This is a genomic window from Rhizobium sp. 05L419, assembly GCF_056397845.1.
The window spans coordinates 144,748-169,724 of sequence record NZ_JBFTOF010000002.1; the positions used below are offsets into that span (position 1 = coordinate 144,748).

Annotated in this window: 17 protein-coding genes; 9 read left to right on the forward strand and 8 right to left on the reverse strand. The window is 61.1% G+C overall.

Annotated features, from left to right (window positions below; translation table 11 throughout):
- The first annotated feature begins 223 nt into the window (after positions 1–223).
- The 4 genes from AC1DMK_RS03085 to AC1DMK_RS03100 all read left to right on the forward strand — a co-directional run bounded on the left by AC1DMK_RS03085 (position 224) and on the right by AC1DMK_RS03100 (position 4,115).
- A complete protein-coding gene (locus AC1DMK_RS03085; protein WP_477857051.1) occupies positions 224–721 on the forward strand; it encodes a SixA phosphatase family protein in 498 nt (165 codons plus the stop codon).
- A gap of 76 nt (positions 722–797) precedes the next feature.
- Positions 798–2,273 (forward strand): YcjX family GTP-binding protein, encoded by a 1,476-nt coding sequence (locus tag AC1DMK_RS03090; protein ID WP_477857053.1) that lies wholly within the window; start codon positions 798–800, stop codon positions 2,271–2,273.
- Positions 2,270–3,358: a YcjF family protein gene (locus tag AC1DMK_RS03095; RefSeq protein WP_477857054.1), complete on the forward strand. Its 1,089-nt coding sequence runs from the start codon at positions 2,270–2,272 to the stop codon at positions 3,356–3,358. Before AC1DMK_RS03090 ends, AC1DMK_RS03095 begins: the two co-directional genes overlap by 4 nt.
- Positions 3,359–3,563: 205 nt before the next feature.
- Positions 3,564–4,115: a hypothetical protein gene (locus tag AC1DMK_RS03100; protein ID WP_037061272.1), complete on the forward strand. Its 552-nt coding sequence runs from the start codon at positions 3,564–3,566 to the stop codon at positions 4,113–4,115.
- Between the two features lie 54 nt (positions 4,116–4,169).
- Here the strand turns inward: AC1DMK_RS03100 and folK are convergent, their stop codons facing one another.
- From folK to folP, 3 genes are read right to left on the reverse strand one after another with little or no spacing between them, the layout of a single operon-like run.
- Positions 4,170–4,688: a 2-amino-4-hydroxy-6-hydroxymethyldihydropteridine diphosphokinase gene (gene folK, locus AC1DMK_RS03105; RefSeq protein WP_477857056.1), complete on the reverse strand. Its 519-nt coding sequence runs from the start codon at positions 4,686–4,688 to the stop codon at positions 4,170–4,172.
- A complete protein-coding gene (folB, locus tag AC1DMK_RS03110) occupies positions 4,681–5,049 on the reverse strand; it encodes a dihydroneopterin aldolase (protein WP_037061268.1) in 369 nt (122 codons plus the stop codon). Before folB ends, folK begins: the two co-directional genes overlap by 8 nt.
- A complete protein-coding gene (folP, locus tag AC1DMK_RS03115; protein WP_477857058.1) occupies positions 5,046–5,912 on the reverse strand; it encodes a dihydropteroate synthase in 867 nt (288 codons plus the stop codon). Before folP ends, folB begins: the two co-directional genes overlap by 4 nt.
- 98 nt (positions 5,913–6,010) lie before the next feature.
- Here folP and AC1DMK_RS03120 point away from each other — a divergent pair, with 98 nt between their 5' ends.
- Positions 6,011–6,634, forward strand: a complete 624-nt coding sequence (locus tag AC1DMK_RS03120; RefSeq protein WP_037061264.1) for a DUF922 domain-containing protein — start codon at positions 6,011–6,013, stop codon at positions 6,632–6,634.
- A gap of 285 nt (positions 6,635–6,919) precedes the next feature.
- Here the strand turns inward: AC1DMK_RS03120 and AC1DMK_RS03125 are convergent, their stop codons facing one another.
- Together AC1DMK_RS03125 and AC1DMK_RS03130 are read right to left on the reverse strand one after the other, a co-directional pair.
- Positions 6,920–7,240, reverse strand: a complete 321-nt coding sequence (locus AC1DMK_RS03125; RefSeq protein ID WP_037061262.1) for a 2Fe-2S iron-sulfur cluster-binding protein — start codon at positions 7,238–7,240, stop codon at positions 6,920–6,922.
- Positions 7,241–7,445: 205 nt separating this feature from the next.
- Positions 7,446–7,814, reverse strand: coding sequence for an Hpt domain-containing protein (locus AC1DMK_RS03130; RefSeq protein ID WP_037061260.1), 369 nt, complete (start codon positions 7,812–7,814; stop codon positions 7,446–7,448).
- Between the two features lie 460 nt (positions 7,815–8,274).
- Here AC1DMK_RS03130 and AC1DMK_RS03135 point away from each other — a divergent pair, with 460 nt between their 5' ends.
- Complete coding sequence (locus AC1DMK_RS03135) at positions 8,275–14,523, forward strand: apolipoprotein A-IV repeat region-like domain-containing protein (RefSeq protein WP_477857061.1); 6,249 nt, start codon at positions 8,275–8,277, stop codon at positions 14,521–14,523.
- 518 nt (positions 14,524–15,041) lie between these two features.
- On the opposite strand, the gene gyrA is transcribed toward AC1DMK_RS03135, so the two are convergent.
- The gene (gene gyrA / locus AC1DMK_RS03140) at positions 15,042–17,849 is read right to left on the reverse strand and encodes a DNA gyrase subunit A (RefSeq protein WP_477857062.1); all 2,808 of its coding nucleotides are present in this window, start codon (positions 17,847–17,849) and stop codon (positions 15,042–15,044) included.
- Between the two features lie 225 nt (positions 17,850–18,074).
- Between gyrA and AC1DMK_RS03145 the strand changes: the two genes are divergently transcribed.
- Entirely contained in the window at positions 18,075–18,716 is a 642-nt protein-coding gene (locus AC1DMK_RS03145; protein ID WP_477857063.1) for a MarC family protein, read from the forward strand.
- Between the two features lie 63 nt (positions 18,717–18,779).
- On the opposite strand, the gene AC1DMK_RS03150 is transcribed toward AC1DMK_RS03145, so the two are convergent.
- The gene (locus AC1DMK_RS03150) at positions 18,780–19,319 is read right to left on the reverse strand and encodes a single-stranded DNA-binding protein (protein WP_037061252.1); all 540 of its coding nucleotides are present in this window, start codon (positions 19,317–19,319) and stop codon (positions 18,780–18,782) included.
- Between the two features lie 251 nt (positions 19,320–19,570).
- Here AC1DMK_RS03150 and uvrA point away from each other — a divergent pair, with 251 nt between their 5' ends.
- Positions 19,571–22,495: an excinuclease ABC subunit UvrA gene (gene uvrA, locus AC1DMK_RS03155; protein ID WP_477857065.1), complete on the forward strand. Its 2,925-nt coding sequence runs from the start codon at positions 19,571–19,573 to the stop codon at positions 22,493–22,495.
- 60 nt (positions 22,496–22,555) lie between these two features.
- Complete coding sequence (locus AC1DMK_RS03160) at positions 22,556–23,380, forward strand: DUF72 domain-containing protein (protein WP_477857067.1); 825 nt, start codon at positions 22,556–22,558, stop codon at positions 23,378–23,380.
- On the opposite strand, the gene AC1DMK_RS03165 is transcribed toward AC1DMK_RS03160, so the two are convergent.
- Positions 23,369–24,844: an NAD(P)H-hydrate dehydratase gene (locus AC1DMK_RS03165; protein ID WP_477857069.1), complete on the reverse strand. Its 1,476-nt coding sequence runs from the start codon at positions 24,842–24,844 to the stop codon at positions 23,369–23,371. The genes AC1DMK_RS03160 and AC1DMK_RS03165 overlap by 12 nt on opposite strands.
- Positions 24,845–24,977: the final 133 nt, after the last annotated feature.

A 24,977-nucleotide genomic window follows, 5' to 3' on the forward strand; every position in this document is an offset into this window, starting at 1 on the left:
ACGTCTGATTCAAGCCCAATACGCTAGGTAAACATATTTTTAAATCTGTCACATTTTTGGGCTAACAGACTATTTTTGCATCATTATTTCGCTTGGCGCACATCTCATATGGCTGGGGCGACTACCTGTTTTGGCGTAACTTGCTCCCAGGATTTGCCGGCATGGTTGACGCGGGACCTTAGCAGCCGCTACTGAAAAAGCTTACTCGAGCGTGGATTTTCATATGACCGCAATCCTGCCTCCGCCGTCCCGGATCTATCTTTTGCGGCATGCGGAAGCTGCCTGGGCAGCTCCCGGGCAGAGCGATTTCGATCGCCCCCTGAACGAGCAAGGCTACGCGGACGCCGAGATCGTTGCCGACAAGGCAGCCGATAGGGGATACCGGCCCGACCTGGTGCTGAGTTCGACTGCGCTGCGCTGCCGCAACACCGCCGATGCAATCCACCGCGCCATGGGATCGACCGTCGACATTCGATTCGTCGATGCGCTCTACAACGCCTCCCCCGACATTTATCTGGAAATCATCGGCGCTCAGGGATCGGTAAGTTCCGTGATGCTCATCGGTCACAATCCCACGGTTGAACAGACGCTGGAGGCATTGATCGGCCATCAGGCGCTGTCTCAAGCGTTACCGACCGGCTTTCCCACGGCCGGTCTTGCTGTGCTCGACTATGACAACGGCGCCACGCGTTGGCGCCTTGTAGACTTCGTGATCGACTGACCTCCTTGACGGCGGTCCTTTTCGTATCGCATGCCGGTTCCTATATGGCGTTCTACCATCCAATCGGGATTTCGCCTTGCCCCCCAGCCTGACATCCTTCGCCGACGACGCGCGCACCGCTTTGGAAAACCTCTCTGACCGCGCCTCCGGTCTCGTCAACCCAACCATGCGCCTCGGCGTGACCGGGCTGTCACGCTCAGGCAAGACGGTGTTCATTTCCTCGCTGGTGCACAACCTGCTGCATGGCGGGCGCCTGCCATTGTTCGAACCGGTGCAGTCGGGCCGCGTGTCAGCCGTACGCCTCGAACAGCAACCCGACGACGCAGTACCGCGCTTCCAGTACGAGGACCACATTCGCTCGCTGGTGAAGAACCGCGTCTGGCCCGATTCGACACGGGCGATTTCCGAGTTGCGCGTCACGCTCGACTATCAGAGCGCCAGCGGCTGGAATCGCTTCTTCTCTCCCGGCCGGCTCTCGATCGATATCGTCGACTATCCCGGCGAGTGGCTGCTCGACCTGCCGCTGCTTGCGAAGGACTATCGCACATTCAGCGAAGAAACCGTCGCGCTGGCGGGTACCGGTATCCGCGGCGAGCTCTCGCATGACTGGCTGGCGCTGACGAACGGCTGCGACGTTACGGCTCCCGCCGACGAAATGCTTGCGCGCGACCTCGCGACGGCGTTTGCCGGCTATCTGAAAGCCTGCAAGGCAGACGAACGATCACTTTCGACGCTTCCGCCGGGCCGCTTCCTTCTGCCCGGCGATCTGGACGGCTCGCCGGCCCTGACCTTCGCGCCACTGGTCCTCCCACCGGATGGCAGGGCTGAAAAAGGCTCCCTCTGGGCAATGATGGAGCGGCGCTACGAGGCCTATAAGGCAGTCGTCGTCAAACCCTTCTTCCGAGAGCATTTCGCACGCCTTGACCGACAGATCGTCCTCATCGATGCCCTTCAGGCAATCAATCGCGGCCCGGAGGCGGTGCAGGATCTGGAGCGTGCGCTGACGGATGTTCTGGCCTGCTTCCGGCCCGGCACGAACTCGCTGCTGTCGTCCCTCCTCGGCCGCCGCATCGATCGTGTTCTCGTCGCCGCCACCAAGGCCGATCATCTGCATCACGAAAGCCATCACCGGCTGGATGCGTTGACCCGGCGTCTTGTCGACCGCGCCATCCAGCGTATCGGAATGGCGGGTGCCGGCATTGACGTTATGGCGCTTGCCTCTGTCCGGGCAACGCGCGAAGCCACGGTCAGGCGCGATGGCCACGACCTGCCGGTCATCGTTGGAACGCCGATGGACGGAGAGACGATCGCCGGCGAACGCTTCGACGGCCTCAAAAAAACGGCGATTTTTCCCGGCGACCTTCCCGAAAACCCCGAAGCTCTCTTCGAGAGCATTGAATCGGGCAATCGCAGTGTCCAGTTGCCGGATGTGAACGTGATCCGGTTTCGCCCTCCGCAAATAGAGGAGACCGACGACGGCATCACCCTTTCCGTGCCGCATATCCGCCTCGATCGGGCCATGCAATTCCTGTTCGGAGACCGTCTCGCATGATCAAGCCGCCCTTGGATCAGCCGCCGCACCCGCGCCGCGCACCCGCGGCTTTCAGCTATGAGGACAACGCCCAGCCGCTGCGCCCCGAGACCAAGGATCTAGCGCGCAAGCCTGCAAGTTTTGCCGACCAGATCGTCCTGACGGCCGACGAGGACGATCCGTTTCTCAACCCCGAGAAGGACGCTCCGCCCCTCCCGGTCGCCGTGCCCCGCAAGCGCGGCACCTCCTTCGGCAAGATCGCGCTCGGCGCCTTCGGCGTGTTGTTCTCCTTGGCCTTTGGGCTCTGGACTGACAGCCTTATCCGTAACCTCTTCACCCGCGCCGACTGGCTCGGCTACGCAGCTCTCGCCGCGCTGGCGATCGGTATCCTGGCCGTCATCGCCGTCGTCCTCAGGGAGACTGCCGGCATGATGCGGCTGGCAGCCGTGCAGACGATCAAGGCAGAAGCCGAGGAGGCGATCCTCGAAACGAAGCCAGCCAAGGCGCGAGCGCTGGTGAAAAGCCTCGAAGTCCTGCTCGCCGGCAAAGCCGAGACAGCCAGGGGCCGCGCGACGCTGAAAGCAGCCGAAGGCGACATCATCGACGCCCCGCATCTCATCGCGCTGGCGGAGCGCGAGCTGCTGGCGCCACTGGACAGGCAGGCGCGCAGCCTGATCGTCAATGCCTCCAAGCGCGTCTCGATCGTCACCGCCGTCAGCCCGCGCGCCGTCGTCGACCTGCTGTACGTCCTCTATGAGGCCGTACGGCTCGTTCGTGCGATGGCCGAACTCTATGGCGGTAGGCCGGGTACGCTCGGGATGCTTCGGCTTATGCGGGACGTTCTCGCCCATCTCGCCGTCACCGGCTCGATCGCGGTCGGCGACAGCCTCGTGCAACAGGTCCTCGGCCATGGCCTAGCATCGAGGTTGTCTGCTCGACTGGGCGAAGGCGTTATCAATGGCCTGATGACCGCGCGCATAGGCATTGCAGCGATGGACCTCTGCCGTCCATTGGCGTTTCGCGCTCTGAAACGTCCGGGAATCGGCGACTTCATCGGTGATCTGACGCCGTCGATGTCACAACGTGACCGCAACAACCAAAGTTGAGAGTACCGGGGAGGCTTGCGGACGTTCGGCGAGATCGATCTAAGAGAGCGTGTTTATTCAATACCTTAATGAAGCTCTCAGCAACCGCCAGCGGACGCAAAAAGCCGGCTATCCCGCCCATTTCCGTATGTTGGAAACCAGCCGTTAACCATTTTTAGGCAAAATTTGGCATCATGTAAGCGATGATGTTCGCCAAGGAAAATCCATGTACTCGCGCAAGTTTCTCTCACTATTCGGCCTCGCGGCGATTGCACTTTCGCCTTTCGTCGATGCGGCTCCGGCTGCCACGGCCGCAACCCGCGACAGGGCATTCTTCGATGCAGTCGCCGGCAGCTGGAAAGGCCCGGGCGAGATCGTCGCCGGCAAGTACAAGGGCACGAAGTTCAACTGCAACCTGGTCGGCGAGCCGGTGAGCGGTGGTGGGAATGGCATCAAACTCGATGGCAGCTGCCGGGTCGGCGTGTTCAAGCAGCCGATGACCGCATTGATTTCCCAGTCGGGTGGCAGCTACAAAGGCAAGTTCCTTGATGGAGCCGCCGGCAAGGGCCTCGATGTCGTTTCGGGCACCGTCACCGACGATACCGTTGTGGTCGGCCTCAACCGTGCGAAGCTGAACGGCGCGATGATCGCCCGTATCCGTGACGATAAAACGATGAACGTAACCGTTTCAGTCAAGGTCGAAAGCCAGATGATCCCTGTCATCGGATTGACGCTCACGCGTCAGGTCGATGAAATCACAGTAGGCTCGGTAGAGTAATTCCGGCATAGGTAGTCTATCTGGACAAGCGGCGGTCTTCGCCGCTTTCGCACTTCAGGCGACGCGCCACCAGCCTGAACTTTGATCTGCCACTTCGATGCCCGCGACATCAGCCCGTGCAAGCCATTCACCAACGGTAGTTCCGTTGACGACGAGATCCACGGCAAAATCGCCAAGCGGCATGAGCACGAACCCACGATCTGTCATGCGCGGATGCGGCAGCTCCAACCGCGGCGCATTCTGGCTCACGTCCGCATAGGTCAAGACATCGATATCAAGTGTCCGCGGTCCCCAGCGCTCGATACGCTCCCGCTTCATTCCTCGCTCTATGCCGAGACAGACGTCCAGCAGCGCTTCTGGCGCCAGCGACGTGTCTACCTGCGCACAGGCATTGAAGAAATAGGATTGATCCGTCTTCCCCCAAGGCGGTGTGCGATAAAGCCGCGAAACGGCGCTGACTTTGCAGTCCGCCCGCGCGTCCAGCGCTCGCAGCGCCAAGGCCATCGCATGGACCGGATCGCCGATATTACCCCCGAGGCCGAGTGTCGCGGTCTGAAAAACGGTCTCAGACAAAGTGTTCGACGCTCACCTGAACGAAATCCAGAACGCCGGGAACGGGTGCGTTCGGTTTGCGCACGGTGATCTTCGCGCGTGTGATCTGTGGGAACTTCTCGCAGAGCCCCTTCGCGATATCGAGTGCCAACGCCTCGATAAGATAGCGCCGCTTGCCCGTCACGATCTCCTCGATGACAGTGAATGCAATACCATAGTTCACGGTATCGCCAATCGAATCGCTCTCAAGCGCATCTCCTGCGATCACATCGAGTTCGGCATCGACAAAGAAACGCTGCCCGAGGAACTCCTCCTCGTCGTGTACGCCGTGCCGGGCGAAGAAGGCGCAGTTCTGCAGGGTAATCGTATATGTGGTGCTCATGCTATGCCCTTCCGCTCAAGATAGTCGCGTTCCGCCAGCATAGCATCGGCGACGGCCAATGCGTCCCTGTTGATTGCGACATCGTGTACCCGAAAAATCGCGGCCCTCTGAAGGCGCAGGAACACGCTCGTTGCCGCCGTGCCGGCGTCCCGGTTTGCCGGATCTCGCCCTATGATCGCGCCAACGAAACGCTTGCGCGACGTGCCTGCAAGCAGGGCGAAGCCCAGGCGATGAAGCTCGCCGAAACGCGCCATCAGTTCCAAATTCTCCTCGGTATCCTTGGCAAAACCGAAACCGGGATCGAGGACGATACGTTCCCGCTCTACGCCAGCGTGCGCCGCGATCTCAAGCGACCGCTCCAGGAAGAAGAACTGATCAGCGATCACATCGTCAAGCTTATCCCGACCGCGACCGGTATGCATGAGGCATAGGCCTGCTCCTGTTTCGGCCGCAATATGTGCGATCTCGGGCTCTCTCTGGAGCGCGAAGACATCGTTGACGATATGGGCACCGGCGCTGACCGCCCGCTGCGCCGTCTCAGCGCGATAGGTATCGATGGAAATCAGTGCGTCTGTCTTGCCTCGGAGCGCTTCAATGACCGGCAGCACCCGCGCCTGCTCTTCGGACGGGTTGACAATCTCGGCGCCCGGACGCGTGGATTCGCCGCCGATGTCGATGATGCCTGCACCATCTTCAACCGCCTGAAGCGCATGAGCCACCGCCGAATCGACGCTTTCATAGCGACCGCCGTCGGAAAAGGAATCCGGCGTCACGTTCACGATGGCCATGATCACGGCACGGGAACCGACCTCGATCTCGCGGCCATGCCCGACGCGCCAGAACCTGCTCCCAAGCTGTGCCAACGGCATTCATCCTATCAATCGAAAAAACAGCGACCCGTATTGCGCTGGTCGTGGCTATGCCCCAAGCTCCCGCAAACTTCAACATGAGTGTTTGCAGAATGCTGTCCGTGCCGCGTTATATGTCCCTCCTCCTTGCACTTTCCATGGCTTTAGGTGCCGGCCCAGCCGCCGCAGGCGTCGTCGCGACAAAGAGCTATTCCTATTTTGATATCAAGGGCAAAACGGCGGACGAACTCGACGAGCAACTGAGCACCCGCGGACCGACGGCCAGCGGATCATCTGCCCGCCACCCCGGAGCGACAAAGATCCGCTTTGGCGGCGACGCCACCTACGTGCAGGAAGGCGGACGTTGCCGCGTGCGCAGCGCCCGCGTCACTGTCCATACCAACATCATCCTGCCGCGCTGGAATAAACGCAAGGGCGCAAGCAAGCAGCTCTCGATGATCTGGGACGCGCTGTCGAGTGACATCAAACGGCACGAAGAGCGCCATGCGCAGATTGCCAAGGCTCAAGCGAGAGCGATGGAGCAAGAGATACTCGCCTTGCCGCCGCAGGCGACTTGCGATCGAATGCAGGAACTTGTGACTGAGGTTTCGAATCGCGCGATCGAAGAGCATGACCGCTTGCAGGCGCGATTCGACCAGGTCGAGGCCGTGAACTTTCAGAAGCGAATGATTCGCTTGCTCAACAATCGGCTCAAAACATCAGGCGGCGCAAAATAGCTGATTCTCCAGCGAAAAACGACTGTGGATGTTTAGCCGCACAATGAAAACTGTGCGAAACTCACCACGCCCCAGCGATTTACTGGTTATTTCTCACCCTAGCTAAATGAAACACAACGCGCTAATATTCAGACATTCGAAAGTTCAGCTCCGTTAGCCCGAGCTTTCGTTCCTGGGTTCTCCTGGCGCGTTGCGAAGCCGCGGATGGTCCTCCCTCTTCCGTAGGTAATGCGCCTACCTCGCCTCGCTTGTCTCTCGGCCAGCGAGGCTTTTTTTGTCCGCCGATCAGGCCTGGCGCTCGGGTACGTGAACCGTCAGACCGTCGAGTGCGACCTTCATGCGGATCTGACAGGAAAGGCGCGATGTCGGACGGACGTCGAACGCGAAATCCAGCATATCCTCCTCCATGGCTTCGGGAGGGCCAACGCGCTCGGTCCATTCCTCGTCGATGTAGACGTGACAGGTCGCGCAAGCACATGCGCCGCCGCATTCCGCTTCGATGCCCGGCACAGAATTGCGCACGGCATTTTCCATGACGGTCGATCCTTGATCGACATCAAGATCGAAGCGCGTGCCGTCGAAAGCGACAATGGTCAGTTTGGGCATGGTGATTTCCGGTAATCTTCAGTGGGAGGGTCTGGATTTTACTTCCAACAAATCGGCGAGGCAGTCAACATCGACGGCCGTTGCCCAATTCATTCCAGATCGGGAAGCGACACGCTTGTCAAAATGCGTCACTCAGGCACGCATAAAAAGACCCGCTGCTCCGGCACGGACCAGCGGGCACACCATCCGCCTGCGACTGTGACGATCAGCGGCAGAGTTTCAGAATGAAATTCTCGGCCTCAATGACCGCGACACCGACCGCCGCCATGTTGGCTGCGTCGCCGCAATTGCCTTCAAGCGCTTCGGCCGCCTGCGACACCCGGAATGCGCCCACGGCGCTAGCCGCACCTTTGAGCCGATGTGCAGCCGACGCCACGGCCTTAACGTCACCCGAGGATATTTCGTGAAGGCAGGCCCGCGCCTGCCGGGCAAACATCTGCAGGACCTCCAGTTCCAGCGCCTTGTCGCCCATCGTCTGGTTTGCGAGGTGGACAAGATCAACCGGCCGCTGTTGCGAAGGAGCTGGTCCCTTGCAATTATCGGGCGCTGCGAACGCAATACTGACTGCTGCCATGCCATTTCTCCGTCGTAATCCCGCTATTGCATTGATGGTGCGGGGGCGCCGTGGCAATCGCGTTAAATTCGGGCGCATTCAGGGCGGATTTCTCGGGTTATGGTTAACATCCGTTAAACATTCCTAAAGCCTTGGTTTTTAAGGGCGGCACTTCGGCAGGAAGCATTAATCAACCGTTAATATCCAGCGATTTGACCGAAGCCGTTAATTGTCTAGCAGGCCCGGATGTGTCACTACGGTACGACTGGGCGAGCTCTGTGGCAGATACCTTTGCTCGCCAACTGGATAATGGTAGTGTTTTGATACCGTCTGTATGAAAAAGCAGCTATCCACTCTGAAATGATATGCTTATCCGATCGCAATGGCTGGCCGGATAGGTTCAGAGGCGAAGGTTTGGTCCAGGCTTGGCGGAAGCCCGGATAAGTGATGAACCGGCTGAGATGTAACGAGGCGTAACGGAATGGCGAATAACAAGTACAACGAATCGATCGAGGACAAGGCGTTCAAGGCATTGGACGAGGCCCTTCAGATCGACTTCGAGGACGATAATACGCCGTCTCTTAAAGGTAAAATGCCCGACGCCCCGGAGGCACCAGTGTCCGAAAAGCCAAGCACGCGCAGTCAGCAGAGCCAGGACGAACAAAAGCGCAGGCGCGGTAGCGCAGCAGCGCCCCGCGCCTCCGAACAGGGATCGCGCGCGCCAGCCTTTGCTGCCAACGATGCCAACCGGGTGACCCCGGCCTCGCTGCTGAAATCACTGGACGGCGGCTCGACCCGTCCGGCAGTCCGCAACGCAACCGTCGTTTCACTCCTATGGATTGTCGGTGGCCTTGGCCTGATGGCTCTGCTCTATTCGCCGCAGATCTGGCAAATTCGCTCGTTCGCCGATCTGGTTGCACTACCCGGCGTGATCGCGGGTATCGTTGGCATCATCGTCCCCGTCCTCCTCTTCTACGCGTTCGCGATCATGATGTCGCGCGCTCAGGATATGCGCAACGCTGCGCGCTCCATGGCTGAAGTGGCACTTCGCCTGTCTGAACCGGAGACCATCGCCTCCGAGCGCATCATGACCGTCGGTCAGGCCGTTCGCCGCGAGGTTTCGGCGATGAACGAGGGCATAGAGCGCACGATCGCACGCGCCTCCGAGCTCGAAACGCTTGTGCACTCCGAGGTGAACGCGCTCGAACGCAGCTACGCCGACAACGAGTTGAGGGTGCGCGGTCTCGTCCACGAGTTGGGCTCGGAACGCGAGGCGATCGTCAACCACGCCGAACGCATTCGCACCTCGATCGTCGGCGTCCACGATCAACTCCGCGAAGACCTGTCTCTCGCCACCGAAGAAATTGCCGTTCGCCTCGCGACCTCTGGCGAAGCTTTCGCCTCGATGATCGACACGCGCGCCGCGACGATTACCGAAAAGTCGGAATCCGCCATCCAGTCTCTGGGAACGCTCCTTGCTGCCAAGACCGACTCGCTGCTCCAGACGTTGACCTCTTCCGGATTCGCATTGACGAATGAATTCGATACGCGGCTGGAATCGCTGACCTCCACCCTGAGCGATCGCGGCGACCATATCCTGAGCCAGTTCGAGACCCGCGCGTCTACCATGGACAGCAATGCCGAAAAGCTCAACTCGGCCCTGAATGACCGCGCGCGCCAGCTGAACGAAATCCTCATCGCACGCACCCGCGATATCAATGAGAGCCTGACCGGTGGCGAACGCACCATCAGCACCACGCTGGACGACGTGCTCGCAAAGCTCAACAACGCCCTCGACGAACGCGGCACCACATTCCGGCAGAGCCTCCAGTCGAGCGTCGACGACACGATCATGGATCTTGACCTGCGCTCGGGCTTCTTCGACGAAAGGCTTCAGGCAACCGTCGCGCAGCTTTCCACCTCGTTCGACGACCGCGTCGCAGAATTCACCAATGCCTTTGACAAGCGTGCCGGCTCGCTCGACAGCAAGCTCATGGAAAGCCTCAATCGGATCAACGATACGCTGACCGGAGGATCTGAATCGCTGAACGGCATCTTGAGCTCGAGTATCGAGCGTATAGGCTCTTCGCTGACCGATCAATCTTTCGCGCTGACCACTGCCCTGTCTACGGGCCACGAGGTTCTCGAGAGCACTCTCTCCGGAAAGGTCGAGGAAGTCGCCGGCGCCATCGGTGCCCGCACGACGGAGCTGACCTCCGCGCTCGCCCACGCGACCTCTGAAATCTCGCTGGCGCTGGCGTCCGGCACGTCAGAGCTGCACAACAATCTGTCGGCCCGCTCCGCCGAATTCCGCGATACGCTGCTGTCGGCAACCTCGGAATTGAGCACTGCCGTTTCCGCAGGCACGGACCAGATCACCTCGGCCTTCGGTCGCGCCGACGATCTGAACCTGACGATCTCGAAGCGCGCCGAGGACATCACGCACGCCCTCGATTCCGCCCATGAGCGAATCGACGGCGTCATGTCGGCACGCAGCGGAGCTCTTGTGGAAGCTCTGTCGGACAACCACAGCCGATTTGAGAGCACATTGGCAAGCCGGTCGGAAGCGATCATCGAAGCCGTAACGGGCAGCCATGAGCGCCTGGCGGATACGCTGGACGACAAGGCAATGGCGTTGGCGATTTCGCTGAACGAAAGCCAGAGCCGCTTCGAAGAAACGCTCGCAACTCGGGTCGACGCGATTACCAGTTCGATCGGGACGGGCCACGACCGTCTTGCGGAAACGCTTGACGAGAAGGCGAAGGCGTTGGCCATTTCACTTGAGGAGAGCCAGAGCAGGCTGGCCGACACGCTGGGCCAACATGCGGAAGCGATGACAGGCTCTCTCGCAAGCGGCCAGGAAAAGCTCGCCGACGCCCTCGACGAAAGGACGATGGCGCTTGCCATCTCTCTCAACGAGGGCCATGCCCGTCTGGAGGGCACGCTCGGCCACCACGCGGACAGCATTTCAAGCTCGCTGACCGGCGGGCATGACCGCATCGCGCATACGCTCGACCAGCGTGCCTCCGCGTTGGCCGCCTCTCTCAGCGAGGGACACAACCGGATCGAAGACACGCTCGCCCATCGTGCAAATTCGATCACCAATTCCATCGCGACGGTCCATGATCGCCTGGCGGACACCCTTGCCGAGAAGGCTATGTCGCTGGCAATCTCCTTCAGCGACAGCCAGAACAGCTTCGATGAAGCGCTCGAAGCCCGCACCAATGCATTGCTCGATTCGGTCGCGGGTGCTGAAGCGCGCGTTGCCGGTGCCTTCACTGACAAGGCTGAGGAAATCCGCAACGCCTACACCGAGAACCAGGACCGCCTCGATCGCGCTCTGACCGATCACGCTTCCACACTCGCCGGCACCCTCACCAGCGGCACCGACCGTATCGACCTCGTGACCGGCGCTGCCGCTCATCGTATCGAGGGCGGCCTTGCCGCCGCCGCAGATCGCTTCGAGGCTTTGACGGGCAATGTTGCGGCGCGTATCGAAGATGGACTGGGCTCTGCTCATGATCGCATCCGAGCAACGCTCGACGACCGCACGCAGGCGATTGCCCTCACGCTCAACGAGGCGCATGCCCACGTCAACGACACACTTGCCGACCAGACAACGACAATCGGGGCATCGTTCGCGACGAGTGTGAGCATGCTCGAAATGGCGCTCGAGGATCGAGAGGCGTCTCTGCGCTCGACGATCGACACTAGCGCACGGGCGCTGGAAGAACGCCTTCGCGACAGTACAGGTCACATTGCCGGCCGGTTCCAGGATGCAGCGAGCGAGATCTCGCGCTCCACCGAAAGCTTCGCCGCCAATCTCGACCATTCGATAGACAGCATGACTGGTCGCTTCGCCGAGACCGGCTCGCGCGTCGAGGCTGGCCTGGCCACACTCGAGAACCGCATCCGCGACGGCGTCGGCGGCGTAGCGCTGGAAGTCGATGCTGCAGGCGAGCGACTGTCCGCAACGCTCTCCAGCGGCGTTTCCCGGCTCGGCATGCTCGGTGACGAAGCATCTGGCCGTATCGCAGCAGCACTCGACAGCAGTGTTTCGAAACTCGCAGAGACGATCGATGGCCGGACGCGCAATCTGGCTTCGGAGATCGACAACCGCGCCGCCAATCTCACCGCAGGGCTCGATGCGCGCACGACGAACATCGGCGACGCATTGGATCGCGGCACCGCGCATCTCGACGAGCGTCTGTCGACGATGGACCGCGCGCTGACCGTCGGCCTCGACGCCGTGAACCGCACCATCGAGGGCAAGGCAGCAGGTCTGGCCGCATCGCTTCGAAGCGCAGTCGCCGACACAACCCAAGGCATGGACGACGAAGCGATGCGTGCCGCCGCCAGCCTCAGCCAGACCGGCCAACAGTTCGCCGAAGGGCTTGATTCAAGAAGCAGTGAATTCGCCCGCACCATGGAGGCGCGCTCCGAGCAGATCGTCAGCCGCGTCTCCGAAGCGCAAAACCGGCTTGCCGGCCAGGCAGCGGCCGTTGCGCAAACCTTCTCGGAAGCCGGAAACGCAATCATCAACAAGGTCGCCGAAGCTGAGACGCTCGTCAGCGGCCAGGTCGGCGCCATCTCGCATGCCCTGAGCGACGCGCAGGCGACCTTCGAGAGCCACGGCACGGACATTCGTACGACAATCTCGACCGCGAGCCAGGAAATCGCCTCCACCATGGCGGAGGTCGACCGTGCACTCGAAGCACGTGGAAATTCGATCCGCGCTTCGCTTGACGATCGCAGCCGCGAGCTCAATTCGATGCTCGCCGGGCGTACCTCGGAACTGTCGCGCATCATCGACGAAACCGCCCGCCCGCTGATCGACCGCTATGCGGAGACCGGCAAGGAGGCGGCTTCCCAGATCGTTGCCGCAACTCAGCAGGGCGCGGAACTCCTGCGCACGGAGAATGCGGCATTGATCGACGCGATCGCGGCCCGCACGGAGCGCGCCGCCTCGGCGGTCGACGCGATGGAGAGCAGCCTGTTGTCCAACGTCAACAGATTGATAGAGCGCCTGTCGGACAACAGCGCGGCGATGGGCCAGATGATGAGCCGCGCCGCCGAAGATCTGACGGCCGTCGACGGCCGTCTCGGCGACACGACATCTCGTTTCACCGAATCCGCATCCAGGGCCGCGGACATGGTATCCGCATCGACCCGCCTTCTCGAAGGCAAGGTGGATCGTCTGTCGGATATATCGGGGCAGACGCTCGCTCAGGTCGGTAGCATCATCGGGCGTTTCGACGAACACTCGAAGGTGCTCGGCCAGGCATCAGGCCTGCTTGCCGCCGCACAGTCGAACCTCGTCTCGACATTGGAAGACCGCGAGTCTGCGCTGCAGAACCTCTCAGTCGGCCTAGTCCAGCGCTCGGAGGAAATTGAAAAGACGATGCGCGCCCTTGGCGGTATGGTCGAATCCGCTTTCGAGCGCGCCGAGCAGCGCTCGAGCCAGATCAGCGGCAACCTGCGACAGGGTATCCAGTCCTCGTTCGCCGATATCGGCACCACCCTCTCGGAAGCGGAGAAGCGTGCGACCGAAGCCGCCGAGACGATGCGCAGCGCCGTCGCCAAGGCAAGCGAAGACGCCAATTCGACGATCGACAACACCTTCAGCAACGCTGAGCGCCGCTCCGGCGACCTTGCCAATCGCCTTCGCGGCGGCCTGACGGCGTCCCTTTCGGATGTCGAGCGCATGTTCGGCGAAGCAGGCCGCGTATCGGATGGCGCGGCACAGCAGATGCGAGAGTCGCTGCGTGAGGCAGTCGATGAAGCCGTGTCGCGCTTCTCCGGTGCCACCGAGGAAATTCGCCGCTCTGCTGGCGATATCCGCAAGGAACTCGATATGACGCGCAGCGAATTGAAGCGCGGCGCCTTCGATCTTCCGGAAGAGGCAAAGGAAAGTGCTGCCGCGATGCGCCGCGCCGTGTCGGAGCAGATCAAGGCGCTACAAGACATTTCCCACATCGTTGGCCGCTCCACACAGCAGCTGGAAGTTTCCGAGCCCGTGCCACAGGCCCAGCCTGCCCCGCGCCCGACGCAACCAGCCATCGCGCAGCAGGCACAGCAACCGGCACCTGCCGTGGCACCGGCCCCCCCGCCGGCCTCCGCCTCGATCCCCACCTCGGCGATCGAAGGCTTCGGCCTGCGTGGAACGCTGACGCCACCTGCTTCCGTCCCCGCACCACAGCAACTCGCGCAGGCCGTCGCACCGGCTTCGACACAGGCCTCCGGGGGATGGATCAGCGACCTGCTGCGTGGCGCTTCGCGTGACGAAGCTCCGGAAGAAGCGCCTGCGCGTCAACCGGCGGCGCGGCCCGAAGCACCTGCGCCGACACCGGCCGCGCAGCGCACAACCGACAACCGCAATCCGCGCCACGTCGTTGAATCCCTGAACTCCCTCTCCGTCGATATTGCCCGCGCGATCGATCACGATGCGTCCGTCGATTTGTGGCGGCGGTACCAGCGTGGCGAACGTGACGTCTTCACGCGCAGGCTCTACACGCTGAAGGGCCAGCAGACCTTCGACGAGATCAAGCACAAATACGATCGCGAGCCGGAATTCCGCACCGCCGTCAGCCGCTATATCGCCGACTTCGAGAAGCTGCTTGCCGACGTTGCCCGTACGGACCGAGACAAGACCATCACCCAATCCTATCTCACATCCGACACCGGGAAGGTTTACACCATGCTCGCGCACGCAGCGGGTCGCCTGAACTGAGGAACTGCGGAGAAAGCCCTGCCTAAGCCCCGGCAGGAATTGCCGAGATTACTTCAAGAGGCCGCATCGGAAACGATGCGGCCTTTATTGTGCAGGCGACAGAGACAGTCGTGCGTTGATCCGCGCGCGACACCCGCAAGCCTGAAGCGGTGCATCAACGCAGCGGTCTGCGCGAGGAGAGATCGGCTCCTGGAGCTTCTGTCCACGCCAGTCGCAACGTCTGCGGCCCGGTGCAGATCCCACCTTTCAGTTTCGTGTGAACTAGCAGGCGGCCGGAGCCTGCACCATGCTGACGCCGTGCCGACGTCGTTGTGGCAATGCGCAACGGCTTCCTGCCACTACAGGTGCCTTGGCAGAGCGCATATGCGGCTGGACGCCCGTTGGCAATGTGCCCGGACAATAGATCGGTCACCCACGCCAAGCGCATAAAAAAGCCTGGATCAAATCCGTCGGATCTAACCCAGGCTGGTTCGTTTTCGTTGTTTCAATCAGGGCTGACGGACGCCGTCTGCCCTATATCAAGCTTCCGTTTCGGGAGCGCCGTCGCCAGCAGCAGCCGTGACATCGTCGCCATTCGCCGGCGTGTCATCGCCGTTCTCAACGACGTCTTCCACGTCTTCTTCAGGCTCGCTGATGCGTTCGACGGAGACGACTTTCTCGTCCTTGGCCGTCGAGAAGATCGTAACGCCCTTTGTTGCGCGGCTGGCAATGCGGATGCCGCCTACCGGTACGCGGATCAGCTGCCCGCCGTCGGAAACCAGCATGATCTGGTCACCGTCATCGACCGGGAACGCCGCCACAAGCTCGCCGATTTCGCCGGTTTTCGACGTGTCGGTGGCGCGAATGCCCTTGCCGCCACGACCGGAGATCCGGAAGTCGTAGGAAGACGAGCGCTTGCCGTAGCCCTTCTCGGATACCGTCAGAACGAACTGTTCGCGCGCCTTGAGTTCCTCGTAGCGCTCGTCGCTGAGTTGCCCTTCTTCGGTAACTTCCTCGCCGACCAGAGAAATTTCCTCCGCATCGCCCGTCGCCAGGCGGCGTTCGGTTGCCGTCCGCTTCAGGTAGGCCGCCCGCTCCCATGGCTCAGCATCCACATGGCCGACGATTGTCATCGAGATGATCCGGTCGTTGTCGCCAAGATTGATGCCGCGCACACCGATCGAATTACGGCCGGCGAAAACACGCACTTCGTCGACGGCAAAGCGGATGCACTGACCGAACGCCGTCGTCAGCAGGACGTCGTCATGTTCGGTGCAGGTCTCGACGGAAAGGATTTCGTCACCCTCCTCCTCGAGCTTCATCGCAATCTTGCCGTTTCGGTTGACCTGGACGAAGTCGGACAGCTTGTTGCGGCGAACCGTGCCGCGCGTCGTCGAGAACATGACGTCGAGCTTGTCCCAACTGTCCTCGTCCTCAGGCAACGGCAGGATCGTCGTGATGCGTTCGCCGGGTTCCAGCGGCAGCATATTGATCAGCGCCTTGCCGCGCGATGTCGGCGTGCCGATCGGAAGGCGATAGACCTTCTCCTTGTAGACGATGCCGCGCGATGAGAAGAAGAGAACCGGCGTGTGCGTGTTCAAAACGAATAGCTGACTAACAAAATCCTCGTCTCTTGTCGTCATGCCCGAGCGGCCCTTGCCGCCGCGGCGCTGGGCGCGATAGGTCGTCAGAGGCACGCGCTTGATATAGCCGAGATGAGAAACGGTAACGACCATGTCCTCGCGGGCGATGAGGTCTTCATCGTCCATCTCGAGACCGCCGTCGAGGATCTCGGTGCGGCGCGGCGTGCCGAATTCATCGCGAACGGCCGTCAGTTCGCTCTTCACGATCGTCTGGATGCGCAGGCGCGAAGACAGGATGTCGAGGTAGTCCTTGATCTCTTCGCCGATCTTGTTGAGTTCGTCGCCGATTTCGTCGCGGCCAAGCGCCGTCAGGCGAGCGAGGCGCAGTTCGAGGATCGCCCGCGCCTGCTCTTCCGAGAGGTTGTAGGTCATGTCCTCGTTGATGCGATGACGGGGGTCATCGATCAGGCGGATCAGGCTCTCGACGTCAGACGCAGGCCAGCGACGCGTCATCAGCTGCTCGCGCGCCGTCTGCGGATCCGGCGCCTGCCGGATAACCCGGATGACCTCGTCGATATTGGCGACCGCAATCGCGAGGCCCACCAAGACGTGAGCGCGTTCTCGTGCCTTGCGCAGCAGGAATTTTGTTCGGCGACTAACGACTTCCTCGCGGAAGAAGACAAAAGCACGCAGCATGTCGAGCAGCGTCAGCTGCTCCGGCTTGCCGCCGTTCAGGGCTACCATGTTGCAACCGAAGGAGGTCTGCAAGGGCGTGTAGCGATAAAGCTGGTTCAGGATAACTTCCGCGTTGGCATCGCGCTTCAGCTCGACGACGACGCGATAACCCTGCCGGTCGGATTCGTCGCGCAAGTCCGAGATGCCCTCGATGCGCTTGTCGCGCACAAGTTCGGCCATCTTCTCGATCATCGTCGACTTGTTCACCTGAAATGGAATTTCGGTGATGATGATCTGTTCTCGATCGCCGCGCATCGGCTCGATAGCGGCAACGCCGCGCATGATGACCGAACCACGGCCGGTCTCATAGGCCGAGCGGATGCCGGCGCGGCCGAGGATCTTGGCGCCAGTCGGGAAGTCAGGTCCCGGAATGATCTGCATGATGTCAGGCAGTTCGATCGCGGGATTTTCGATCAGCGCGATGCAGCCGTCGATCACTTCAGCCAGATTATGCGGCGGAATGTTCGTCGCCATGCCGACGGCGATACCGCCCGCTCCGTTGACCAGGAGGTTGGGGAATTTCGCGGGAACGACGACAGGCTCCGAGAGGGTGCCGTCATAGTTGTCGCGAAAATCGACCGTTTCCTTGTCGAGATCGTCGAGCAACGAATGCGCGGCCTTTTCCAGACGGCATTCGGTATAACGTTCAGCCGCCGGCGGGTCGCCGTCGACGGAACCGAAGTTGCCCTGGCCGTCGATCAGCGGCAGACGAAGAGACCAATCCTGCGCCATGCGGGCAAGCGCGTCGTAAATCGCTGAGTTGCCGTGCGGATGGAATTTACCCATCACGTCACCGGTAACACGGGCACATTTGACGTACTTCTTGTTCCAGTCGATGCCGAGCTCGGACATGCCGTAGAGGATACGCCGATGTACGGGCTTCAGGCCGTCGCGCACATCAGGAAGCGCGCGGCTGACGATGACGCTCATCGCGTAATCGAGATACGACCGCTGCATTTCCTCCATAATGGAGATGGGCTCAATGCCTGGCGGGAGCTTCCCGCCGCCGGGGGGTGTTTGCTCAGTCAAAACGGATCACGATCTCTTCTAGAATCACTTGAAGATTTATAGCGTAAAGGCTGTTGATACGCCAATTTTGGCAGGGGTTTTGAACAGGCTTTTGCAGTCAAACGAGGGCAAATCAAGCCTTTTGGAGCGGCATTCACGCTATCCGAGCAGGGCTATTTGCAAAATTGATTTCCCCGCATCACAATCGCCTGACACCGAGCCGCTATATGGGCTCATGGAGAGACGATGGCAAGCGCCGACCAACTCATCAATGCCTTCACGACGTTGCTCGTCACTATCGATCCGCCGGGTCTGGCGCCGATATTTCTCGGGCTGACCGTCGGAATGAGCCGCGGCCAGCGAAAGCAGGTCGCCATGCGCGGCACGATCATCGCTTTCATCATTCTTGCCGTTTTCGCCCTTTTCGGCGCGAGCGTCCTCGGTGTGCTCGGCATCTCGATCGGCGCCTTCCGTATCGCCGGCGGCCTACTGCTCTTCTGGATCGCGTTTGAGATGGTTTTCGAGAAGCGGCAGGACCGCAAGGAGAAGACGAGCACGACGGCAATCACCGTCGACCACATCCACAATATCTCCGTCTTTCCACTGGCAATTCCGCTGATATCCGGCCCGGGTGCAATTTCGGCGACCATCTTGATATCAGGTTCGATGCAGGGCTCGTTGGAACGGGCGCAACTGATCATCGTCATCGCCGCAAGCCTGCTGCTGCTGCTTCTCGCTCTGCTCATCGCCGACCGGGTCGACCGTTTCCTCGGCGTCACGGGCCGCGCGATCCTGACGCGGCTGCTCGGCGTCATACTGGCGGCACTTGCGACCCAGTTCGTGGTCGACGGAGTCAAGTCCGTGATGAACCTGGCTCCGGCTGGCTGACACCCCAAATCAAAACGGCGCACCCGAGGTGCGCCGTCAAAAACGTCCGGACGGATCTCGCGATCAAAACGGAATGTCGTCGTCGAGATCGCGCGAGAAGTTGCCGCCACTGCCACTGCCACTGCCACTGCCACCAGCGCTGCGGCCGGACGACTGCGACGGAGCACCATAATCGTCGCCGCCACCGAAATCGCTGCCGCCGCCACGACCACCGCCGAAGCCGGAACCCGAGCTTGCACCGCCGCCTTCGCCACGGCCATCAAGCATTGTCAGCGTGGAACCGAAGCCCTGCAGCACGACTTCCGTCGAATAGCGGTCCTGGCCCTGCTGATCCTGCCACTTGCGGGTCTGTAGCGCACCTTCGATATAGAGCTTGGCGCCCTTCTTCACATACTGCTCGACGACCTTGCAGAGGCCTTCGTTGAAGACGACGACGGTATGCCACTCTGTCTTTTCCCGGCGCTCGCCGGAATTTCGGTCGCGCCAGGTTTCAGACGTCGCAATACGCAGATTGGCGATCGGCCGGCCGTCCTGCGTACGACGAATTTCGGGGTCTGCACCCACGTTTCCGATCAAAATGACCTTGTTTACGCTACCAGCCATACTTCTCACCCTACCTGCCGCCCTGCCCGGCGGCGCTTGAAACAATCGATGCACCTTAAACCATAGAGAGCGCGCAATGGGCGCCTATGGCAGGTTCATCCACAAGGAATTTTGTTCTTTATTTGTTCTAGTTTATCCCTATGATCCTGTCAACCGAATCGAAAACCTTGCACCCATATGGACATTCAGCCTCGACTCGCCCGCCGGCATCACTAAATAAGGGGCTTGTTCCAGCACAGAAGCAGAAGACGATGAGCGAATTGAAGACGATTTCCATCCGCGGCGCGCGTGARCACAATCTAAAGGGCATCGACCTCGATCTGCCGCGCAACAAGCTGATCGTCATGACGGGGCTGTCCGGTTCGGGCAAGTCCTCGCTGGCTTTCGACACCATCTACGCGGAGGGACAACGGCGCTACGTCGAGAGTCTTTCGGCCTATGCGCGACAATTCCTGGAGATGATGCAGAAGCCCGACGTAGACCAGATCGACGGGCTGTCGCCGGCAATCTCCATCGAGCAGAAGACGACCTCGCGCAATCCGCGCTCGACGGTTGGTACCGTGACGGAAATCTACGATTACATGCGCCTGCTTTTTGCGCGCGTCGGCGTTCCCTATTCGCCGGCAACCGGCCTGCCGATCGAGAGCCAGACTGTCAGCCAGATGGTCGATCGCATTCTCGATTTTGAGGAGGGCACGCGTCTCTATATCCTGGCGCCGCTGGTTCGCGGACGTAAGGGCGAGTACAAGAAGGAACTTGCGGAGCTCATGAAAAAGGGCTTCCAGCGCGTCAAGGTGGACGGCCAGTTCTACGAAATCGCAGAGGCCCCAACGCTCGACAAGAAGTACAAGCATGACATCGACGTTGTGGTCGATCGCATCGTCGTGCGCGCTGACGTCTCGGCGCGCCTCGCCGACAGCCTTGAGACGTCCCTGAAGCTTGCCGACGGCCTCGCCGTTGCCGAGTTCGCCGACAAGCCGCTGCCGCCAGAGGAAACGGCAGCCGGCGGCTCTGCCAACAAGTCGCTCAACGAAACCCACGAGCGCGTCCTGTTCTCGGAAAAGTTCGCCTGCCCGGTCTCCGGCTTCACCATTCCGGAAATCGAGCCGCGGCTCTTCTCCTTCAACAATCCAGCCGGCGCCTGCCCGACATGCGACGGCCTTGGCGCGCAGCAGAAGATCGATGCAAACCTGATCGTGCCGGAGACAGAGCGGACACTCCGCGACGGCGCGATCGCGCCGTGGGCCAAGTCGTCGTCGCCCTATTACAATCAGACGCTCGAAGCCCTCGGCAAGCACTACGGCTTCAAGCTCGGAGCCCGCTGGAGCGATCTTTCCGAGAACGCGCGGGACGTCATCCTCAACGGCACGGACGAGAAGATCGAATTTCACTACGCCGACGGTGCGCGCTCATACACGACGCATAAGAACTTCGAGGGCATCATCACCAATCTCGAGCGCCGCTGGAAGGAGACGGACTCCGCCTGGGCGCGCGAGGAGATTGAACGCTACATGTCGGCAGCACCCTGCCCGTCCTGCAACGGCTTCCGCCTGAAGCCGGAAGCCCTTGCGGTGAAGATCAACACGCTGCATATCGGCCAGGTGACCCAGATGTCGATCCGCGTTGCCCGCGACTGGTTCGAAACGCTGCCGCAGACCTTCACGGCCAAGCAGAACGAAATCGCCGTTCGTATTCTGAAGGAAATCCGTGAACGCCTGCGCTTCCTCAACGATGTTGGCCTCGACTATCTCAGCCTCTCGCGCAATTCGGGAACTCTGTCTGGCGGCGAAAGCCAGCGTATTCGTCTCGCCTCCCAGATTGGATCGGGTCTGACCGGCGTCTTGTACGTCCTCGACGAGCCTTCGATCGGCCTGCACCAGCGGGACAATGCCCGGCTACTCGACACGTTGAAGCACCTGCGCGATATCGGCAACACGGTCATCGTTGTCGAGCATGACGAGGATGCGATCCTGACGGCGGACGATGTGGTCGACATCGGTCCGGCGGCCGGCATCCATGGCGGTCAGGTGATCGCCCATGGTACCCCGCAGGACATCATGGCAAACCCGAAGTCGCTGACCGGCAAGTATCTCTCCGGCGAACTCGGCGTTCCGGTTCCCGACGAGCGGCGCAAGCCCAAGAAGGGTAGAGAGATCAAGGTGGTCGGCGCGCGCGGCAACAACCTGAAAAATGTCACGGCGTCCATCCCGCTTGGCGTCTTCACCGCTGTTACCGGTGTTTCAGGTGGCGGCAAGTCCACTTTCCTCATCGAAACGCTCTACAAATCCGCCGCTCGTCGCGTCATGGGAGCGCGCGAAAACCCGGCCGATCACGACCGCATCGACGGGTTCGAACATATCGACAAGGTGATCGATATCGACCAGTCGCCGATCGGCCGTACGCCACGGTCCAACCCGGCAACCTATACGGGTGCCTTCACACCGATCCGCGACTGGTTCGCCGGTCTGCCGGAAGCAAAGGCGCGCGGCTACCAGCCGGGCCGTTTCTCCTTCAACGTCAAGGGCGGACGCTGCGAGGCCTGCCAGGGCGACGGCGTCATCAAGATCGAGATGCACTTCCTGCCGGATGTCTACGTCACCTGCGACGTCTGCCACGGCAAGCGCTACAACCGCGAAACGCTGGATGTGACCTTCAAGCAGAAGTCGATCGCCGACGTGCTCGACATGACGGTCGAGGAAGGCGTTGATTTCTTCGCTGCGGTTCCGGCTGTTCGTGACAAGCTGCAGGCCCTGAAGGACGTCGGTCTCGGCTACATCAAAGTCGGGCAGCAGGCGAATACCCTCTCGGGCGGCGAGGCGCAGCGCGTCAAGCTCGCCAAGGAATTGTCGAAGCGCTCGACCGGCCGTACGCTCTATATCCTGGACGAGCCGACGACCGGACTGCATTTCCATGACGTGGCCAAGCTGCTGGAAATGCTTCAGGAACTCGTCAACCAGGGCAACTCCGTGGTGGTGATCGAGCATAACCTCGAAGTCATCAAGACCGCCGACTGGATCCTCGACTTCGGTCCGGAAGGTGGCGACGGCGGTGGCGAAATCGTCGCGGTCGGCACGCCGGAGGCGATCGTCAGGGAGACGCGTTCCTACACCGGCCAGTTCCTCAAAGAGCTGTTGGAACGGCGTCCGGTGAGGAAAGCCGTCGCGGCGGCGGAATGAACCTGAGGCCTGAGTGAGCTGGCCAAGGTGGAAGCGCTGACTAATCGGAGGAGGAACTCAATGACAAAATCCGGCAACATTCGAGTCGGTATCGGCGGCTGGACCTTCGAGCCGTGGCGGGATCATTTCTACCCCGGCGATTTGAAGCAGAAAGATGAACTGCATTATGCGAGCCGCCAGCTAAAGGTCATCGAGATCAACGGGACCTACTACAGTTCGCAGAAGCCGGAGACCTTCGCAAAATGGGCCGCCGACGTGCCGGAAGGGTTCATTTTCTCGCTGAAGGCCAGCCGCTTCGTAACCAACCGGCGGGTGCTGGCGGAAGCCGGCGAATCGATGGAGCGCTTTCTGACGCAGGGGTTGACGGAGCTCGGGCATCATCTTGGTCCGATCCTTTGGCAATTCGCGCCGACCAAGAAATTCGATCCGGATGATTTCGAGGCCTTTCTGAAGCTGTTGCCGCACAAACAGGACAGCCTTCCTCTGAAGCACGTGGTCGAAGTACGCCACGACTCCTTCAAGGTCCCGGAGTTCGTGGCCCTGCTTGCTAAATATGGCGTGGCGCCGGTCTGCGCCGAGCATTTCGATTATCCGATGATTGCCGACGTCACCGCGGATTTCGTCTACGCGCGGCTGCAAAAGGGCTCTGACGACATCAGGTCATGCTATCCGCCTAGCGACCTTGCGGCCTGGGCGAAGCGTCTTGAAACCTGGGCCGAGGGCAAGGTGCCCAGCGACCTGCCTTTGATCGACGAACCACGAGAGGTGAGCGAGCAGCCTCGCGATGTCTTTGCCTTCATGATTCACGAAGGAAAAATCAACGCACCGTTCGGCGCGATCGCCTTGCAGGAAGAGGTCTCCGCGGCGTCTGCGTCAGGGCGGTAAAACGCACGATACAAGGTCTTGCGCCGTCAGACCTTTGCCCGCGCGCATCCCGGCTTCGCCATGCAGATAGACACCGGCTGCCGCAGCCTCGAAGGCCGGAATTCCCTGCGCTATCAGCGCTCCGATAATGCCGGCAAGCACGTCGCCGGATCCGGCTGTTGCAAGCCAGATCGGCGCGTTGGTATTGATCAGCGCGCGCCCGTCCGGCGAAGCGATGACGGTATCGGCTCCCTTGTAGACGATCGCGGCGTTGGCGCGGCGTGCGGCCGCCTGCGCCTTGTCGACCTTACCCATCGTCTCGTCGTCGGCAATATCGGGAAAGAGACGGCGGAATTCGCCTTCATGCGGCGTCAGGACAAGCCGGGTCTCCCCTTTCGCGAAGAGGGCGAACAATTCCGCCGGATCGTCGCGAAACGATGAGATCCCATCGGCATCTAGAACAAGGTGACGCTGTCGAAGCGCCGCGACAAAACTGCGTGCCTTTGCACCCGCTCCAAAGCCCGGTCCAAGAACGAAGGTCTGCAGCCGTTCGTCCTTCAGCCAGCCGAGGAGGTCGGCATCGCTGTCGACCACATGCATCATGACCGCAGTCAGATGGGCCGCATTTTCTGCCACCGCCTCGTTCGACGAGGCGATCGTCACAAGACCAGCCCCCGCCTTCAGGCCGGCCATTGCCGACATTCGCGCGGCTCCGGTCTTGGTGGCATCTCCAGAAAACACCACCAAATGGCCGCGCTTGTACTTGTGCGTTTGCTGATCCGGCGACTGCAACACCTGCGCCCAGTGAACCGGCCCGTTCTCGGCGATCCCTCCTCTTGCTTCGGAGCGGACGATCCGCTCCGGTATGCCGATATCGAACACCTCCACGCTGCCGCAAAGCTCCCGGCCCGGCAACAGCAGGTGGCCGGGTTTGCGCGTCATGAAGGTAATGGTCCGTTCGGCCTGAAAAGCAGCACCCAGAACCCTCCCCGTCCGTCCGTCGATGCCGGAGGGCAGATCCACGGCAAGCACCGGTATGCCAGCCCCGGCAGCGCGCGCGGCGAGGTGAGCGACCGCTTGCGGCACGTCGCGCGTCAGGCCGGCCCCGAACAAGGCGTCGATCACCACGTCTCCGGCCTCCGGGCGATAATCCTCGATAGGCAGGCTCGGTAACATCAGGAGCGCGCGCGCATGCGCTGCGTCTCCTTTGAGCGTCGCAGGATCGCCCAGATGGAAGACGTCAACGCGCACGCCACTCTCGGCCAGGCAGCGCGCCGCCACATAGCCGTCCCCACCATTGTTGCCCGGACCGCAGAATACGACCACGCGGACAGCGCCGGGATGGTGGAGAAGAAGCGTGGCCGCCACGCTCGACCCGGCACGCTGCATGAGCGCAAAACTGCCGATGCCGGATGCAGCTGCAGCCGCATCGACGGCAGCCATTTCAGCTGGCGAAAGAAGGAGGGCGGAAAGGCTTTCGATCATTCCCTCATTCAACCAGAAGCAGCCTAAATAACAACCACTTCCTTGAAAAACAAAGCGGCTATTTTTTAGTCAGTTGCATATTTTCTACCCTCGCAAGGGTTGAGTGAACACTTATTCAGAGACTGTGAATATT

Excerpts from the sequence above, each read along its gene's own strand:
- AC1DMK_RS03085 (WP_477857051.1), top strand. The coding sequence starts at position 224 with ATGACCGCAATCCTGCCTCCGCCGTCCCGGATCTATCTTTTGCGGCAT.
- AC1DMK_RS03135 (WP_477857061.1), top strand. The coding sequence starts at position 8,275 with ATGGCGAATAACAAGTACAACGAATCGATCGAGGACAAGGCGTTCAAG.
- folB (WP_037061268.1), bottom strand. The coding sequence starts at position 5,049 with ATGAGCACCACATATACGATTACCCTGCAGAACTGCGCCTTCTTCGCC.
- AC1DMK_RS03095 (WP_477857054.1), top strand. The coding sequence starts at position 2,270 with ATGATCAAGCCGCCCTTGGATCAGCCGCCGCACCCGCGCCGCGCACCC.
- AC1DMK_RS03150 (WP_037061252.1), bottom strand. The coding sequence starts at position 19,319 with ATGGCTGGTAGCGTAAACAAGGTCATTTTGATCGGAAACGTGGGTGCA.
- AC1DMK_RS03130 (WP_037061260.1), bottom strand. The coding sequence starts at position 7,814 with ATGGCAGCAGTCAGTATTGCGTTCGCAGCGCCCGATAATTGCAAGGGA.
- AC1DMK_RS03125 (WP_037061262.1), bottom strand. The coding sequence starts at position 7,240 with ATGCCCAAACTGACCATTGTCGCTTTCGACGGCACGCGCTTCGATCTT.
- AC1DMK_RS03160 (WP_477857067.1), top strand. The coding sequence starts at position 22,556 with ATGACAAAATCCGGCAACATTCGAGTCGGTATCGGCGGCTGGACCTTC.
- AC1DMK_RS03120 (WP_037061264.1), top strand. The coding sequence starts at position 6,011 with ATGCTGTCCGTGCCGCGTTATATGTCCCTCCTCCTTGCACTTTCCATG.
- AC1DMK_RS03165 (WP_477857069.1), bottom strand. The coding sequence starts at position 24,844 with ATGATCGAAAGCCTTTCCGCCCTCCTTCTTTCGCCAGCTGAAATGGCT.
- AC1DMK_RS03145 (WP_477857063.1), top strand. The coding sequence starts at position 18,075 with ATGGCAAGCGCCGACCAACTCATCAATGCCTTCACGACGTTGCTCGTC.
- AC1DMK_RS03100 (WP_037061272.1), top strand. The coding sequence starts at position 3,564 with ATGTACTCGCGCAAGTTTCTCTCACTATTCGGCCTCGCGGCGATTGCA.